Genomic DNA, 16,582 nt, shown 5'->3' on the forward strand with positions numbered 1-16,582 from the left:
GCCTAAGCGAACAGACTGTAAAATTCGACATACGAGAATACTTGAATGGATAAGTTTTTAGTTAAAGGACCAACCCGCTTACAGGGTGAGGTCACTATATCTGGCGCAAAAAATGCGGCATTACCAATTCTGTTCGCTGCTCTGTTGGCTGAAGAGCCAGTAGAAATACAGAATGTCCCTCATTTGAGGGATATCGACACAACGATTAAATTACTGAATCAACTTGGTACTAAAGTACAACGCAATGGCTCAGTGTACGTCGATGCAAGCACTGTAACGACATACTGTGCACCTTATGACCTTGTTAAAACCATGCGTGCATCCATTTGGGCTTTGGCGCCATTGGTCGCTCGTTTTGGTCATGGTGAAGTTTCTTTACCAGGCGGCTGTGCTATCGGTGCTCGTCCAGTTGATTTACATATTTCAGGTTTAGAGCAATTAGGCGCAAAGATTGCTTTAGAAGATGGTTATGTAAAAGCAACGGTCGATGGCCGCTTAAAAGGTGCTTGCATTGTGATGGATAAAGTCAGTGTGGGTGCGACAGTCTCTATTATGACGGCTGCGACTTTAGCTGAAGGAACCACAACAATTGAAAATGCGGCACGTGAACCTGAAATTGAAGATACTGCTAATTTCTTAAATACCCTTGGTGCAAAAATTACGGGTGCAGGGACTGACCGTATTGTTATTGAAGGTGTTGAACGTTTAGGTGGGGGTGTTTATAAAGTACTACCTGACCGTATTGAAACGGGAACATTTTTAATTGCAGCCGCGGTTTCGCGCGGCAAGGTTATCTGTCGTAATGCTCGTCCAGACACTTTAGATGCGGTGTTAGCTAAATTGCGTGAAGCAGGAGCTAAAATTGAAATTGGTGATGACTGGATTAGCCTAGATATGGAAGGCAAACGCCCGAAAGCAGTGACATTACGTACGGCGCCACACCCAGGGTTCCCAACGGATATGCAAGCACAGTTTAGCTTACTTAATCTTGTTGCTGATGGTGCTGGCATGATCACTGAAACGATTTTTGAGAATCGTTTTATGCATATCCCTGAGCTAATCCGTATGGGTGCTCATGCTGAAATTGAAAGTAATACTGTGTTATGTCATGGTGTTGAAAAATTAACCAGCGCACAGGTGATGGCAACAGATTTACGAGCTTCTGCGAGTTTAGTTATAGCGGGCTGTATTGCGGAAGGGACAACGACAGTTGACCGTATTTATCATATTGACCGTGGTTATGAGCATATCGAAGATAAACTACGTAGTTTAGGTGCTGATATTCAGCGCGTGCACTCAGATGATTAATACCTTGATAAGGTAAATAGGCTGGTGGCTTTATTTACCTATTCGATGAATCAAAAAAGGTTGTTCGATATCGAACAACCTTTTTTATGCAAATGTATTTCTAATGATTACCCAGCCTGTTCTTCAGGAATTTCTTCGATAATCACATCAATATTTTTAATTTCGCCATCTCGTAAAATTTGTACTGCCGTTTTACTTCCGGGACGGATTTCTGCAACTAAATCCATAGTTTCCGCGGCTGAAATAGCCGGTTTACCATCAACCGATAAAATAATATCCCCTTGCAGTATACCAGCCTTAGCCGCTGGCCCATTTGGGGCAACTTGGAAAACCCGTAAGCCTTGTATTTGATTGATATTATTGTTATTTGACCTAATTTGAGGCAATTCGCGTGCGGTAATACCAATATAACCGCGGATCACTCGGCCATCACGAATTAGCTTATCCATGATTTTGGTGGCTAGTGCGGTAGGAATAGCAAAGCTTAGCCCTTCAGAACTAATGCCTTGACCTGCAGTGAAAGAAAGCGTGTTGATGCCTACTAACTCACCTTCGGTATTAATTAATGCTCCGCCAGAGTTACCTGAGTTGATTGAGGCGTCGGTTTGAAGAAAGTTTTGTCGGCGAGTAGAGCTTAACCCAACACGACCTGTCGCACTGATAATCCCCTGAGTAACGGTTTGACCTATGTTATAAGGATTTCCAATTGCCAGTACGACATCACCAACATGAGTGACTCGTTGCGTATTAATTGGAATAACAGGTAAGTTATCGGCATCAATTTTCAATACGGCGAGGTCAGTCAATGGGTCTGAGCCAACTAGGAGGGCATCAAAAATAGCACCATCTTGTAAAGCTACTAAAATTTGGTCTGGGTTATCAACCACATGTTTATTCGTGATGATGTAGCCATTTTGGCTCATGATCACACCTGAACCGAGGGATTTTAATTCACGTCCTGATTGAGAAAAACTGCCTTTTGAACTGCTATAAACATAGACCACTGCAGGTGCAGCACGACGTACCGCTTTATTATAACTGACGGGCTCACTATTTGTTTTACCATATAATAAGTCGGCTAAACCTTGAGGGCGCAAAGAAGGAACCGCAACGATAATAATCAATGCAGTCAACAGGCCAAGCATGACAGATAAAGTTAGCTTCTTCACCATAGGATATAGAATATTTAGTTATTGCTTAAACATGTTCAGAGCATAACATAAAAAAACAGGTACAGCAGAGTGATACTGTACCTGTTTTATTGGTTTTCAGATGGTTTTTGATGAATTAATTTCTCATCAGTAAATATAAGGTTTCACCATCACGCAATACTTTCATGGCTAATACCGGAGGTTTAGCATCGATAATCTTACGGAATTGTTCAATCGTCTCAACACGAGCGTCATTGACACCAAAGATTAAATCGCCTTTTACTAGGCCAATGGCAGCCGCCGGTGATTTTGGCGCGACGCTATCAACTTGAACACCTTTGGTGTTGCTTACCGTTGCATTCGAAATCGTTGCACCTAATAAAGATTCACTCAATTTTTCGGCTTTAGTTGCAGAGCCTTCGTCGTTCTCGAGAACCACTTTGACTTCCATTGGTTTACCTGAGCGAATCAAGCCAATAGTAATTTCTTTACCAATTTGGCTAGTACCGATTTTAGCTCTTAACTCTGCAAAGCTATTAATACGTTTACCATCAACAGAGACTAAAACGTCACCAGATTTAATGCCTGCTTTAGCTGCGGATGACTTAGGTAAAACTTCGCTCACGAAAGCGCCGCGCTGTGCATCAATATTGAATGCTTTAGCGATATCGGAGTTCATTTCAGTACCTTTGATACCTAAGATCCCGCGTTTTACTTCACCATGCTTAATTAACTGCTCGCTAAGGTTTTTAGCCATATTACTTGGGATCGCGAAGCCGATACCGATATTACCGCCGCCAGGTGCTAAGATAGCGGTATTGATACCGATTAATTCACCGTTTAGGTTAACGAGTGCGCCACCAGAGTTACCACGGTTAATGGAAGCATCGGTTTGGATAAAGTTTTCTAGGCCTTCAAGGTTTAAACCGCTACGGCCTAATGCCGAGATAATGCCTGATGTCGCTGTTTGCCCTAAGCCAAATGGGTTACCGACGGCGACCGCAAAATCACCCACACGTAATTTGTCGGAGTCTGCAATACTAACAGCTGTTAAATTTTTGATATCTTTCGCATTACTGATTTTCAATAACGCGATATCTGTTTGCGGGTCTTTACCGATTAAGTTAACGGCAATTTCACGGCCATCGTTTAATTGAATTTGAATTTTGTCAGCGCCATCGATAACATGGTTATTGGTTAAAATATAACCTTGCTGAGCATCAATAATGACCCCCGAACCTAAGCCTTCAAATGGGCGTACGCTTTGTTGCTGTTGTGGTACATTTGGGCCAAAAAAGAATTTAAGTTCTTCTGGAATTTGTTGGTTTTGTACGCGCGTACCTGACACGTGAATATTAACTACAGCAGGCAATACTTTTTCAAGCATTGGAGCTAAGCTAGGCATGTTCTGGCTTTGTGCTGTTGCAGGTAAAGTGGCAGGTAATGCTGCGCTACTTACGGCAGGGATAGCCGCTAAAGATAAACCTAAACTCATTGCTACCGCGGTAAGAAAAAAGTTTTTTCTTTTCATAATTTAGTCGATTCTCTCAAGAATAAATTATCAACTCATTGTAAATACAATTTTAGAATAAACACAATGCGTTGAGATAATATTGGTTGGTATCAGATTCAATTTTACTGATGACTATGACTACCGATTATGCGCAAAAGTTCCCCTTACGGGTAGCGAATATCCACTCTTTTACATCTATTTACATGCAACTTAAGTGAAACCATAACTTCTATACAGTAGGTAAATAAATTATTAATTTATATTTGGATGGAAATCTTGTTCAGAATTATTAAATAAAAATTTAATCATGAAAGATACACGGAAAGCGACTAAATTTAGTGTATTTGGTAGAAAATCACCAGTAAGTGGTGCTTACTGGTGATAAAAGATAAAAACTTACTTCTCTTTCTCTTCGATAGGCCTGAAAAGACCCGATGCACCATCTGAGTAATCTCTTGGTGGCATTTTAACTGGCGCTTGATCGTTATCTGCTTCAGATTCGGTTAAACGATAGTTAAATGGGTTGTCTTGCGCTGGCATATCAGGCATTAATTCAGACGAACTTTGTGCCATGTGTTGATAAAGCTGACGGTAATCACGCGCCATTTTATCCAATAATTCTGCGCTACGAGCAAAATGGCTCACAAGCTCTTTACGGTACTCTTCAAGTTCAGTACTTTTTTTGTCTAGCTCAGCCTGCGCTGTTTTTTGCTGGCGAAGCTTTGGGTTGCCATAGCGCACAACTAATGCACCGATGATAAAACCCACAATCAATCCGATTAATGCATACTCCCAGGTCATGCTGACTCCTTCATTACTTCAATGTTCACAGATTCAATGTTCGCAGAAACGTAGTGTTGTTACCGTTACTATACCTTAAATAATTCAAGTTGCATGTAAGCGTCAAGTAAAGCGTCTTAACATATTGTAATTTGACTAGTTAAGTGATGACAAAATCGACAAGCTTTGAATTAGACAGGCTAAATTAGTCAACAACTTATTAAGATATTAAGAGTGGAATCTTAAATCGAATTTCCTTACTCTATAGCGGCTCGTTAACCGAAAGTTAAATGATAACTGAATCTGGTTATAATAAAGGCAGTGTATATCAAATAACGGTAAAAAAACCGAAAAATTTTTAAGGATTATTCAGTTAATGTCGCCGATGACCCCTATAATGCGTTATCAACAAGCGCTAGCTGATGGAAACTATCAGCCAGATGACGTACAAAAGCTCGCTGTAGAACGCCTAGATAAAATATATCAGCAGCTTGTTGATGCAACCTCTTCCACTTTACAAGATAAGCCTTCAGGTTTAAAGCAGCGCTTTAACCGCCTTCTAGGTAAAACGTCAACAGCACCGGTTGTCCCCATACAAGGGCTATATATGTGGGGCGGGGTGGGGCGTGGAAAGACGTGGCTAATGGATATGTTTTATGAAAGTTTACCGGGTACGCGTAAACTTCGCTTACATTTTCATCGCTTTATGAAAAAAGTACAAGAAGATTTGATGGCACTGCAAGGGCAAGAGAACCCGCTAGATATCATTGCGGATGAGTTTAAAAAACAAACAGATGTCTTGTGTTTTGATGAATTTTTTGTGTCAGATATTACAGACGCTATGATCCTAGGCACTTTACTAGAAGGGCTCTTTGCTCGGGGCATCACTCTTGTCGCCACTTCAAATATCATCCCTGATAATCTTTATCGAAATGGCTTGCAGCGGGCACGTTTTTTACCTGCGATTGAGCAAATTAAAAAATACTGTGATGTGATGAATGTCGATGCAGGTATTGATTACCGTTTAAGAACTTTAACGCAAGCACATTTATTTTTATCGCCAATTAACCATGAAAACCGACAACATCTTGATGAGGTGTTTGTGAAATTGGCAGGAAAAGAAGGTGAGGTGAACCCTGTTTTAGAGGTTAACCACCGAAAAATGCCCGTTATCCGTGCTGCAGAAGGTGTTCTTGCGATAGGCTTCAAAGTATTGTGTGAGGAGCCTCGTAGTCAAAATGACTATATTTACCTGTCCAACTGTTATCACACCGTCTTACTGTACGATGTACCTGTGATGGGAACCAACGATGAAAACCCGGCTCGGCGGTTTTTAGCGTTAATTGATGAGTTTTACGAACGAAAAGTTAAATTAGTGATTAACGCTGAAGTGCCAATGGAATCGCTGTATCAGGGGCAATTGTTAGCATTCGAATACCAACGTTGCTTATCTCGATTGCAAGAAATGCAAAGTGAAGAGTACCTGAAAATACCGCATTTAACTTAAGGTTAACGATAAAACCGAGTTGTTAGCGAACAAATCATCTAAATCGCATAATTTAAATACAAGATGCGATGTTTATTTGAGCAAACGTAAAAAAAATGCATTTGGGGTCGATTTTTGTTTCTGACTTCTCTATAATCTTGCGACCCCACGTTACAGCGTTGTTTTTTATTTCCCAAAAAATAACGCATTAATGCCAGTTAGGCTGCTCGAAGGGGTAGGTTTACTGGACAAAGAGTCGTGTGAACCTCAGAAAGCTTATGAACATGAGTGTTCACCAACGTGTAACTTCAATATTGGGTAAGTTTTAATGAAAACTTTTACAGCTAAACCAGAGACCGTAAAACGCGACTGGTACGTTGTTGATGCAGATGGCAAAACTTTAGGCCGTCTTGCAACTGAAATTGCTAGCCGTCTGCGCGGTAAGCATAAAGCGGAATATACTCCGCACGTGGATACTGGTGATTACATCATCGTTCTGAATGCAGAAAAAATTGCTGTTACCGGCAATAAACGCGAAGACAAAATCTACTATCGCCATACTGGCCATGTAGGTGGAATCAAGCAAGCAACTTTCGAAGAAATGATTGCTCGCAGTCCTGAGCGTGTGCTTGAAATCGCGGTTAAAGGCATGTTGCCAAAAGGACCTCTGGGTCGTGCAATGTACCGTAAACTGAAAGTTTACGCAGGTAATGAGCACAACCACGCGGCTCAACAACCGCAAGTTCTTGACATTTAATCGGGATTATAGCAATGGCTGAAAATCAATACTACGGCACTGGTCGCCGCAAAAGCTCATCTGCTCGTGTCTTTATTAAGCCGGGTAGCGGTAACATCACAATCAATCAACGTACACTGGAACAATACTTTGGTCGCGAAACTGCGCGCATGGTAGTTCGTCAGCCGTTAGAATTGGTTGAAATGTTGGAAAAACTGGATCTGTACATCACTGTTAAAGGTGGTGGTATTTCAGGTCAGGCAGGCGCAATCCGTCACGGTATTACACGTGCACTGATGGCTTATGATGAGACTCTTCGTTCTGATCTGCGTAAAGCTGGTTTCGTTACCCGTGATGCGCGTTCTGTTGAACGTAAAAAAGTGGGTCTGCGCAAAGCACGTCGTCGTCCACAGTTCTCCAAACGTTAATTTATTACCCTTTGGGTATAAAATTGATGAAAAAACCCGTCTTATGGCGGGTTTTTTATTGCCTATTGTTTTACTTACATTTTTATTATTTATGACAGGTAACAGTGTCTAATTATGACTCTTTATAAAAGAACGAATATAATCTAAAGTTAAACATCATAATTTAGTCTAAAATAATCACTAGTGAGCGATACTGAGATACTTTAATTAAACATAGTCCAAACTATAGAGTTAACTTTAAGGTTTTTATTCTGTATTTTTTGTTTTTATATTGCCATAACTCTAAATTTTTTACTATTTTATCCTTAAAATGAAATAAATCTATGATTTTTTCGATGTAGCCCCCCTAAGTTGTACAAAATCTGTTAGAATACGCCCCTGTTTTTTTATTTCGCATTTCTCGCCTTTACTGTGCGGGAGGGTTGTGTTGACTTCCAATATGGATAAATGAAAGTTAAACACAGGGGATTTTAAAATGGGTAATGGGTAATTAAAAATTAATTACATTTCGTCCATTTTGTATTTTGGAGGTTTTAATGGCTGTCGCTCCTAATAAACGCTCGGTAATGACATTGTTCTCTGGCCCTACTGACATTTTTAGCCATCAGGTACGGATTGTTCTGGCTGAAAAAGGGGTAAGTGTTGAAATTGAACATGTTGAACCCGGTCATCTGCCTCAAGATCTGATCGATCTCAACCCATACCAGAGTGTTCCAACATTAGTCGATCGTGACCTGACTCTCTATGACCCACACATTATCATGGAATATCTTGATGAGCGTTTTCCTCATCCACCATTAATGCCTGTTTACCCAGTTGCACGTGGGACGAGTCGTCAATTGATGCACCGTATTCAAAGCGATTGGTATTCATTAATGAGCAAAATAGAGAACGGTAGTGCGCAAGAGGCAGCAAATGCCCGCCGTCAACTATCTGAAGAGCTGATCGCGGTTTCACCTGTTTTTGCTGAAATGGAATTCTTCATGAGCGAAGAATTTAGTCTCGTAGATTGCTATTTAGCGCCGTTACTATGGCGTTTACCTGTACTTGGTATTGAATTGAACCCATCTAGTAGCAAATACTTGCAGTTGTATATGCAACGTGTATTTGCACGTGACGCATTTTTAGCATCGTTGACTGAATCTGAGCGCGAAATGCGTTTGTCTACAAGAGGCTAAAAGAATGATGGAAATGACAGCAATGTCACCACGTCGCCCTTATTTGTTACGCGCTCACTATGAGTGGTTGCTCGATAACGATATGACTCCGCATTTGGTGGTTGATGTCACCGTTCCTGCTGTTAACGTTCCTATGGAATTTGCTCGTGATGGGCAAATTGTATTGAATGTTGCGCCAAGAGCTGTTGGTAATTTTGAAATAACCAATGAAGAAGTGCGTTTTAATGCTCGCTTTGGTGGAATACCTCGCCAAGTTTATGTCCCAATGGCCGCAATTATGGCGGTATATGCACGTGAAAATGGGGCTGGAATGATGTTTGAGCCTGAAGCTGCGTATGATGCAGAGTTATCAGCAGGTTTTGAACAAGTTGAAGAGCTTGAAGACAACATTGCTTTAGTTCATGAAGCTGAATCTGTGGATGAAAATTCACATGAGCCATCAGATGATGAGCCACCGCGGCCACCAAAAGGTCGGCCTTCATTAAGGATTGTCAAATAATCCATTGGTCAGGTTAATAGTATATTAATCAACAGAGGGCAAAACCCTCTGTTTTTTTATATCAATGAGAAATTAAACTTCTAGAAATAATAAAATACCTTCGGCAGCATTACGCCCATCAGCAACAGCAGTCACAACAAGATCTGAGCCTCTGATTATATCCCCTCCGGCAAATACTTTTTCATGAGAAGTTTGAAACGGAAATCGGCTATTACGGTTTGCTAAAATATGACCATACTTATCACGCTTAATTAACGGTTTTTCTAACCAAGTTTGGTTATGAGGGGCAAATCCATAAGCGACAATTATGGTGTCGGTTTCGATAAAAAAGGTTGAATCTTCAAGTGGTTCTACTTGATAACGACCATTTTCTAATTCGCCATTTTGTGTACGAGTGGCATAAACGCCTATAAGTTGTTGCTGCTCATTAACGACAAATTCAGTGACTTGTATATTAAAATGGAACTGAGTGCCTTCTTCTAACGCATTGGCGACTTCTTTTTGTGAGGCTGGCATACTTTGTTCATCTCTACGATAGAGACAGCTAACCTGCTTTGCGCCTTGACGAATAGCGGTACGTACACAATCCATCGCGGTATCTCCACCTCCTAATACGATAACTCTTTTTGAGTGTAAATTAACATAGGGTTCGTTTTTAGAGATGGGAAGTTGCATTAAATGGCGTGTATTTGCGATTAGATAGGGAAGTGCTTCAAAAACGCCCTGAATCGATTTTTTAGGTAAGTTGCCTCGAATTGCTTGGTAAGTACCTGTACCAATAAAAATGGCGTCATAACTGCAAAGAAGCTCATCTAGAGAGACATCTATACCTACCTCGGTATTTAATTGAAATTGAATGCCCATTTCTGTAAATATTTCCCGTCGTTGGATCATCAGTTCCTTTTCTAGCTTAAATGACGGAATACCAAAGGTTAGTAGCCCACCTATTTCAGGGTGCTTATCAAAAACGACGACATTTACACCATTACGAATAAGCACATCGGCGCAAGAAAGACCCGCCGGGCCTGCGCCAACAATGGCGACACGTTTGTTAACGGGGCTAATATGGGAAAGGTTTGGGCGCCACCCCATCGCAAAAGCAGTATCATTAATATACCGCTCAATATGACCGATAGTGATAGAACCAGTTGTATCATTAAGTACACATGCTAATTCGCACAGTTTTTCTTGTGGGCAAACACGCCCACAAATTTCAGGTAAACTATTGGTATGATGAGATAATTCAGCAGCTTCGATAATTTTTCCTTCAGCAGCAAGCCTGAGCCACTTTGATATTGGATTATGTAGTGGGCACCTCCATTCACAAAATGGGCTACCACAAGATAGACAGCGGCTCGCTTGCTGTTGTGCATCGACGGCATTATCGGGCGCATAGATTTCAGTAAACGCTATTTTGCGGATTGCCAGCGCTTTTTTGGGCGGCTCGCGACGTTGGGAACCGAAAATATTTGAATTCATGGCATTCCTTACTGAATTTTGTCTGATTTTACTTGAGATAGCAGGGGCTTTTTCTTTGATTTTAGCGGTCTTGCCCAAGGAACAATAGCGTTATTGTTTTGATTTTTATGTAATTATGATTAAAAACTATCCAAGGTAAATTTTTACTTTATCTAACACAAAGAAAATACCTGATTGTTTTTTATCATTAATAGTAAAAAATGGCTATTGAATGAGCGGGATCGACATTTCGAGTGAATAATCATCCGAAACTGCCTTGTTTGATATATGATTCAAAGAGAATTTAACTAAGGGGTGGTTATGAAAGTACTTCGCGGCCTTGCGCAATACTATGTCGATTTAATGATGAAGCTCGGGTTAGTGCGTTTTTCCCTATTACTCGCATCGGCACTGGTTGTTCTCGCCATGATAATGCAAATGGCAGTGACAATTTTTTTAAGAGGGCATGTTGATAGCCTCGATATGGTCGGGTCAATTTTCTTTGGGTTAATCATCACTCCGTTAGCCGTTTATTTTTTGTCCGTGGTGGTTGAGCAACTTGAGGAATCTCGGCAGCGTTTATCGCGAATGGTTGATAAACTTGAAGTTATGAGAAAGCGTGATGCTGATTTAAACACTCAATTACAGGGAAATATTGAACAGCTTAACCTTGAAATTCAAGAGCGAGAAAAGGCTGAGCGTGCTCATTTAGAGCTCCTTGAACAATTAAAGCAAGAAATGAAATATCGTGAGCAAACACAAATTGAACTTGAGCAGCAATCTGTTTTACTTCGTTCATTTCTTGATGCCTCACCTGACTTGGTTTATTACCGCAACGAAAATAATGAGTTTTCAGGTTGTAACCGGGCAATGGAACTGTTGACTGGAAAAAGTGAAAAACACTTAGTTGGGTTAACTCCGTTAGATATTTATGATGTTGAAATTGCCTCTAAGGTTATGGAAACCGATGAAAAAGTTTTTCGTCATAATGTTTCTCTTACCTATGAGCAATGGTTGGTATATCCAGACGGCCGTAAAGCCTGTTTTGAACTCCGTAAAGTGCCTTTTTATGATCGAGTTGGCAAACGACATGGTCTGATGGGCTTTGGGCGCGATATAACGGAACGTAAACGCTACCAGGAGGCGTTAGAGAACGCGAGTAGGGAGAAAACCACCTTTATTTCTACAATCAGCCACGAGCTTCGTACACCCCTTAACGGCATTGTTGGCTTGAGCCGGATTTTATTAGACACAGATTTAACTTCGGAACAATCTAGCTATTTAAAAACGATCCATGTAAGTGCGGTTACATTGGGTAATATATTCAATGATATTATAGAGATGGACAAAATTGAGCGTCGCAAGGTTCAGTTAGATAACCAACCAATCACATTATCTGAATTTGTGAATGATTTAGAGAATTTAAGTGGGTTATTAGTGCAGCCGAAAGGGCTTAAATTTGTCATGGATGTCGCTCCTGCATTACCAAAAACGGTGTTAACTGATGGGACCCGTTTGCGGCAGATATTGTGGAATTTAATTGGTAACGCAGTTAAGTTCACGCAAAAAGGTGAAGTGAAGCTTAGTATTTGGCAAGAAGCTGAAAATAAATTGTTTTTCAGGGTTCAGGATAGTGGCATAGGTATCCCTAGGGATGAGCTAGATAAAATCTTTGCAATGTATTATCAAGTGACAGATTCTGCTGGCGGTAAACCGGCTACTGGAACGGGGATTGGGCTTTCTGTATCTCGTCGTTTAGCACAAAATATGGGCGGCGATATTCAAGTTGAAAGTGAAATAGGGCAAGGCTCTACTTTTACTTTATCCATTACAGCGCCTGTGGTTGAAAGTGATGTTGTTGAACAGCAAGAGAGTGAAGACGATTACCCATTGCCTGCATTACATATTTTACTCGTAGAAGATATCGAACTGAATGTCGTTGTTGCCTGTTCTGTATTAGAAAATTTAGGTAATACCGTTGATGTGGCAATGAATGGTAAAGATGCCCTCGAGATGTTTGCTCCTGGTGAATATGATTTAGTGTTATTGGATATCCAATTACCTGATATGACAGGCCTTGATATTTCTAGGAAACTCAAACAGCAGTACGATAAGCAAGATTTACCACCATTAATTGCATTAACTGCAAATGTTCTGAAAGACAAAAAAGAATACTTTGATGCAGGTATGGATGGTGTATTGAGTAAGCCATTATCAGTTCCAGCACTGACCCAGGTTATTGAACAATTTTGGGGGGATCAATCCTTGCGACCTGAAGAAGCACCGAGTAAGCATGAGGCTTCAAGTGTTGATGAATCCAAATTAGATTGCGATATGCTAGAGCAGTATATTGAATTAGTTGGCCCTAAGCTTATTTATGACGGGCTAGATGTCTTTGAAAAAATGCTTCCAGGCTACTTAGCTATTCTTGATTCGAACATGGTGGCTAAAGACCAAAAAGGCATTGTGGAGGAAGCCCATAAAATCAAAGGAGCGGCAGGTTCTGTTGGCTTAAAGAACTTACAGAAAATTGCACAACAGATTCAATCTCCTGATTTACCAGCATGGTGGGACAATGTGCAGGAATGGGTGGATGAATTAAAACAGGATTGGAAAGCAGATATAGAAACTTTGAGAAACTGGGTTGATCAGCGTACAAAAAAATAACCCCAACCGAAGTTGGGGTGCGCGAATACTGCGCCAACACCAGGGAAATCATTGATTTGCATATTTTTTTTGTATTTTGCAAATCATTAAATTAGGTATATCACTGTAAAGGGCAACATCAAGATACCAAAATTTTGCGAATCTGTTACAAGATTCATTAAAATCTGTGATGAAGATTGATGTTTGTGCACCTTAGCGCCTGAGAGATAATTTACTACAAATGGAGGAAGATATGAAATCAATTGCGGTTATTTTAAGTGGCTGTGGTGTTTTTGATGGAAGTGAGATCCATGAGTCAGTATTAACTATGCTAGCTTTGAGTCAAAATAATGCTGAAGTTCATTTTTTTGCGCCTGATGATTCTCAATCTACTGTTATTAATCATATTAATGGTGAGTTAAAATCAGAAAAACGTAACCAAATGGAAGAGTCTGCACGCATTACACGTGGAAAAATATCGCCTTTATCCTTAGCTGATGCTTCAAAGCTGGATGCCCTCATAATTCCTGGTGGTTTTGGTGTGGCAAAAAATTTATGTGATTTCGCCGTTAAAGGAAGTGAGTGTGAAATTAATAAAGAACTATTAAGTTTAGTACGCCAAATGCACCAACAAAAAAAGCCGCTAGGACTGATGTGTATTGCTCCTGTGATGCTTCCTAAAATGTTAAATACATCAGTAGTACTAACTATTGGTGATGATAGTGAAACGATTGCTCAAATAGAACTTATGGGTGGGAAACATATTAAATGTGCTGTTGATGATATTGTAATTGATGAAGTTAACCGAGTTGTTACAACACCTGCTTATATGCTGGCTCAATCAATTTCTGAAGCAAATACGGGTATTAATAAGCTTGTTAAGAAAGTATTGGAAATGGCGTGATTATTTGAATGCGAACTATTGTTTCTAAATTATGGCACTGGTTAAAGAAGATCACATTTTCATTACTTGTGGTGTGGATTTGTTCAGTCGTTTTATTTAAATACATACCAGTGCCTTTTTCTGCAGTGATGATTGAACGACAAATCACTGCATGGATAAACTTAAATTTTTCTTATGTATCTCATTCTGAATGGGTAGATGAAAATCACATTTCTCCGTATATTTATTTAGCAGTAATTGCTGCGGAAGATCAAAATTTTCCTCATCACTGGGGTTTTGACCTTGATGCAATAGAGCGTGCTTACAAACACAACTTGAGTAATAAACAAACAATTAGAGGGGCTTCAACGATCTCGCAGCAAACAGTGAAAAACTTGTGGTTATGGGATGGAAGAAGCTGGTTAAGAAAGGGGCTGGAGACAGTAATGACTCCTATTATGGAGCTCTTATGGTCAAAGCAAAGAGTATTGACAGTTTACCTTAATATAGTTGAGTTTGGTGATGGTGTTTTTGGTGTAGAAGAGGCTGCAAATAAATTCTTTAATAAGCCGGCTAGCAAGCTTTCAATGAATGAAGCAGCACTATTAGCAGCAGTTTTACCTAATCCTCATAGGTATAGCGTGAAAAACCCATCTTCTTATGTTCTCAAAAGGCAGGCTTGGATCTTGAATCAAATGCACTTATTAGGAGGTAAGAATTATCTGAAAATAAACCAATTAGTGGATGAATAAGAAAAAAGCCATGGTTTTTAACCCACGGCTTTTGTTTTTATAACAATATATTATTGTTTATGATTAATTAAGATAAGTGAAAGCGGTCGTAACTCGACGAACACCGTCTGTTTCACTAGCAATTTTTGCCGCTGCATCACCTTCTTGCCTTGTTAAAACACCTAGCAAGAAAACCTCACCGTTTTCAGTAATGACTTTTACACTACCAGATTTAACGCTATCACTAGCAAGAATTTTCGATTTCACTTTGGTTGTTAACCAAGTATCCTTTGAAGCCGTACCCAAATCAACGGGCTCACCGCTACGAACTTCATTATAGACTGCGATGGTGCCATCAACGTTAGAGGCGATTTGTTTTGCTCGTTCAGCCCAAGCCATATCAGGACTTTGGCCAGTTAACAGGACATTACCTTTATAAGCGGTCGCAATGATACGAGCCTTACCTGTGATTTCCTTATCTTTATTCAGCTGCCCACTAACTCGAGCTTCTAAAGTTCCATCGTCAACTTGCTGGCCAACGCTGCGAGGATCTGTGGCACTTTTCGTTGCAACAGCAGCAGAACCTACGACTGCAGCCCCAATACAGCCTTGTAATAAAACAGTACTGATGACTATGGCAAAAATCGGTATTAATCGCATTTTGTCTCCTTAATCGTCCTGATGTGGGAAAAGAGTATTGTCTATAAGGTCACACAGACAATTTACAGTAAGAAGATGAACTTCTTGAATTCGAACACTTCGTTGGGATGGTATGCGGATTTCAACATCTTGAGGACCCAGTAAGCCAGCGAGTTCCCCTCCGTCATAACCTGTTAACGCGACAATTGTCATGTCTCTAGTCACCGCAGCTTCAACGGCCTTAATAATATCACTACTATTACCATGGGTTGAAATCGCCATCAAAACATCACCATGTTGCCCTAATGCTCTAACTTGTTTCGCATAAATTTCAGAAGGTTGCTTACTACCTGAAATCGCAGTTAGCACGGCATTATCGGTATTAAGCGCTAAGGCGGGTAAGCTAGGGCGCTCAGTTTCAAAGCGATGGATCATACTCGCAGCAAAACGTTGTGCGGTAGCGGCGGAAGCACCGTTACCACAACATAGAATTTTGTTGCCATTGAGTAAAGATTGAACCATCATCATTGCGGCTCTTGATATGGCATCAGGCAGCGCTTCAGCCGCTGCTATTTGAGTTTGGATGCTTTCAGTGAAACAAACTTTTATTCGGTCTAGCACGAGTTTTTCCTTTGTCGCCTCGATATAATTCAAATCATTTTTGTGTCGCTATTATATTTGAATTATAGCTTTGTTGACTGCATGATCAGTATATAAAGCTGATTATCACATTTGTTAATAAACATCATTTTCGTTAAATGCATTTTGTATCCAATCAAATTGGTTTCCAGTGATGGCGCAGATATCAAAACGGCATGCGCTGGTTTCAAAACTTTCTTGCCTTTGTGAGAGCCAAAATTTGGCGGCAGCTAATAGCTTTCGACGTTTGCGCCAGTTTACTGATAAAAGTGCATCTCCGTAATCACAATTTTTGCGAAAACGAACTTCAACAAATACCCAACCTGTATTATCTCGCATAATGAGGTCGATTTCTCCGCCTCGGTTTCTTGCGTTACGTTCGACAAATGTTAGTCCCTGCTGTTTCAGGAAAGCGAGCACTTGATTTTCATAGTACCGGCCTGTTAACCATTGTATGGCTTTTGGCATAATTTTCATGACGTCCTTGTCTGAAAAAAGATGAAGTAT

16 protein-coding genes are annotated in these 16,582 nt (G+C 40.4%); 9 read left to right on the forward strand and 7 right to left on the reverse strand.

Annotated features, from left to right (window positions below; translation table 11 throughout):
• The first annotated feature begins 45 nt into the window (after positions 1-45).
• Entirely contained in the window at positions 46-1,308 is a 1,263-nt protein-coding gene (murA, locus tag PR683_RS12330) for a UDP-N-acetylglucosamine 1-carboxyvinyltransferase (protein ID WP_109911683.1), read from the forward strand.
• A 107-nt stretch (positions 1,309-1,415) separates the two neighbouring features.
• Here murA and degS read toward each other — a convergent pair whose 3' ends face one another.
• The 3 genes from degS to zapG form a co-directional block, all read right to left on the reverse strand.
• On the reverse strand, positions 1,416-2,480 hold the full coding sequence (degS, locus tag PR683_RS12335; protein ID WP_109911684.1) for an outer membrane-stress sensor serine endopeptidase DegS: 1,065 nt from the start codon (positions 2,478-2,480) through the stop codon (positions 1,416-1,418).
• Between the two features lie 115 nt (positions 2,481-2,595).
• Complete coding sequence (locus PR683_RS12340) at positions 2,596-3,990, reverse strand: Do family serine endopeptidase (RefSeq protein WP_004908295.1); 1,395 nt, start codon at positions 3,988-3,990, stop codon at positions 2,596-2,598.
• Positions 3,991-4,368: 378 nt separating this feature from the next.
• Positions 4,369-4,773, reverse strand: a complete 405-nt coding sequence (zapG, locus tag PR683_RS12345) for a Z-ring associated protein ZapG (protein ID WP_004908297.1) — start codon at positions 4,771-4,773, stop codon at positions 4,369-4,371.
• A 355-nt stretch (positions 4,774-5,128) separates the two neighbouring features.
• Between zapG and zapE the strand changes: the two genes are divergently transcribed.
• The 5 genes from zapE (at position 5,129) to sspB (ending at position 9,079) form a co-directional block, all read left to right on the forward strand.
• The gene (zapE, locus tag PR683_RS12350; protein WP_272571366.1) at positions 5,129-6,259 is read left to right on the forward strand and encodes a cell division protein ZapE; all 1,131 of its coding nucleotides are present in this window, start codon (positions 5,129-5,131) and stop codon (positions 6,257-6,259) included.
• 307 nt (positions 6,260-6,566) lie between these two features.
• On the forward strand, positions 6,567-6,995 hold the full coding sequence (gene rplM, locus PR683_RS12355) for a 50S ribosomal protein L13 (protein ID WP_004258237.1): 429 nt from the start codon (positions 6,567-6,569) through the stop codon (positions 6,993-6,995).
• A gap of 14 nt (positions 6,996-7,009) precedes the next feature.
• Complete coding sequence (rpsI, locus tag PR683_RS12360) at positions 7,010-7,402, forward strand: 30S ribosomal protein S9 (RefSeq protein WP_004258235.1); 393 nt, start codon at positions 7,010-7,012, stop codon at positions 7,400-7,402.
• Positions 7,403-7,938: 536 nt separating this feature from the next.
• A complete protein-coding gene (gene sspA / locus PR683_RS12365) occupies positions 7,939-8,580 on the forward strand; it encodes a stringent starvation protein SspA (RefSeq protein ID WP_004908304.1) in 642 nt (213 codons plus the stop codon).
• Positions 8,581-8,587: 7 nt separating this feature from the next.
• Positions 8,588-9,079 (forward strand): ClpXP protease specificity-enhancing factor, encoded by a 492-nt coding sequence (sspB, locus tag PR683_RS12370; RefSeq protein ID WP_004908309.1) that lies wholly within the window; start codon positions 8,588-8,590, stop codon positions 9,077-9,079.
• Positions 9,080-9,151: 72 nt separating this feature from the next.
• Here the strand turns inward: sspB and PR683_RS12375 are convergent, their stop codons facing one another.
• The gene (locus PR683_RS12375; protein WP_164529164.1) at positions 9,152-10,558 is read right to left on the reverse strand and encodes an FAD-dependent oxidoreductase; all 1,407 of its coding nucleotides are present in this window, start codon (positions 10,556-10,558) and stop codon (positions 9,152-9,154) included.
• A 300-nt stretch (positions 10,559-10,858) separates the two neighbouring features.
• On the opposite strand from PR683_RS12375, the gene arcB reads away from it, so the two are divergent.
• From arcB to mtgA, 3 genes are all read left to right on the forward strand, one after another.
• Positions 10,859-13,204, forward strand: coding sequence for an aerobic respiration two-component sensor histidine kinase ArcB (gene arcB, locus PR683_RS12380; RefSeq protein ID WP_004908312.1), 2,346 nt, complete (start codon positions 10,859-10,861; stop codon positions 13,202-13,204).
• A gap of 232 nt (positions 13,205-13,436) precedes the next feature.
• Positions 13,437-14,087, forward strand: a complete 651-nt coding sequence (gene elbB / locus PR683_RS12385; protein WP_109911688.1) for an isoprenoid biosynthesis glyoxalase ElbB — start codon at positions 13,437-13,439, stop codon at positions 14,085-14,087.
• Positions 14,088-14,095: 8 nt separating this feature from the next.
• Positions 14,096-14,818: a monofunctional biosynthetic peptidoglycan transglycosylase gene (gene mtgA, locus PR683_RS12390; RefSeq protein WP_004908320.1), complete on the forward strand. Its 723-nt coding sequence runs from the start codon at positions 14,096-14,098 to the stop codon at positions 14,816-14,818.
• A gap of 63 nt (positions 14,819-14,881) precedes the next feature.
• Here the strand turns inward: mtgA and dolP are convergent, their stop codons facing one another.
• From dolP to PR683_RS12405, 3 genes are all read right to left on the reverse strand, one after another.
• Positions 14,882-15,457, reverse strand: coding sequence for a division/outer membrane stress-associated lipid-binding lipoprotein (dolP, locus tag PR683_RS12395; protein WP_109911689.1), 576 nt, complete (start codon positions 15,455-15,457; stop codon positions 14,882-14,884).
• 9 nt (positions 15,458-15,466) lie between these two features.
• Entirely contained in the window at positions 15,467-16,057 is a 591-nt protein-coding gene (gene diaA, locus PR683_RS12400; RefSeq protein WP_004908326.1) for a DnaA initiator-associating protein DiaA, read from the reverse strand.
• Positions 16,058-16,171: 114 nt separating this feature from the next.
• Positions 16,172-16,552, reverse strand: coding sequence for a YraN family protein (locus PR683_RS12405; RefSeq protein ID WP_004908329.1), 381 nt, complete (start codon positions 16,550-16,552; stop codon positions 16,172-16,174).
• Positions 16,553-16,582 lie beyond the last annotated feature (30 nt).

Origin of the sequence: Providencia sp. PROV269, assembly GCF_028477785.1 — a bacterium.
GTDB classification, from domain to species: domain Bacteria; phylum Pseudomonadota; class Gammaproteobacteria; order Enterobacterales; family Enterobacteriaceae; genus Providencia; species Providencia rettgeri.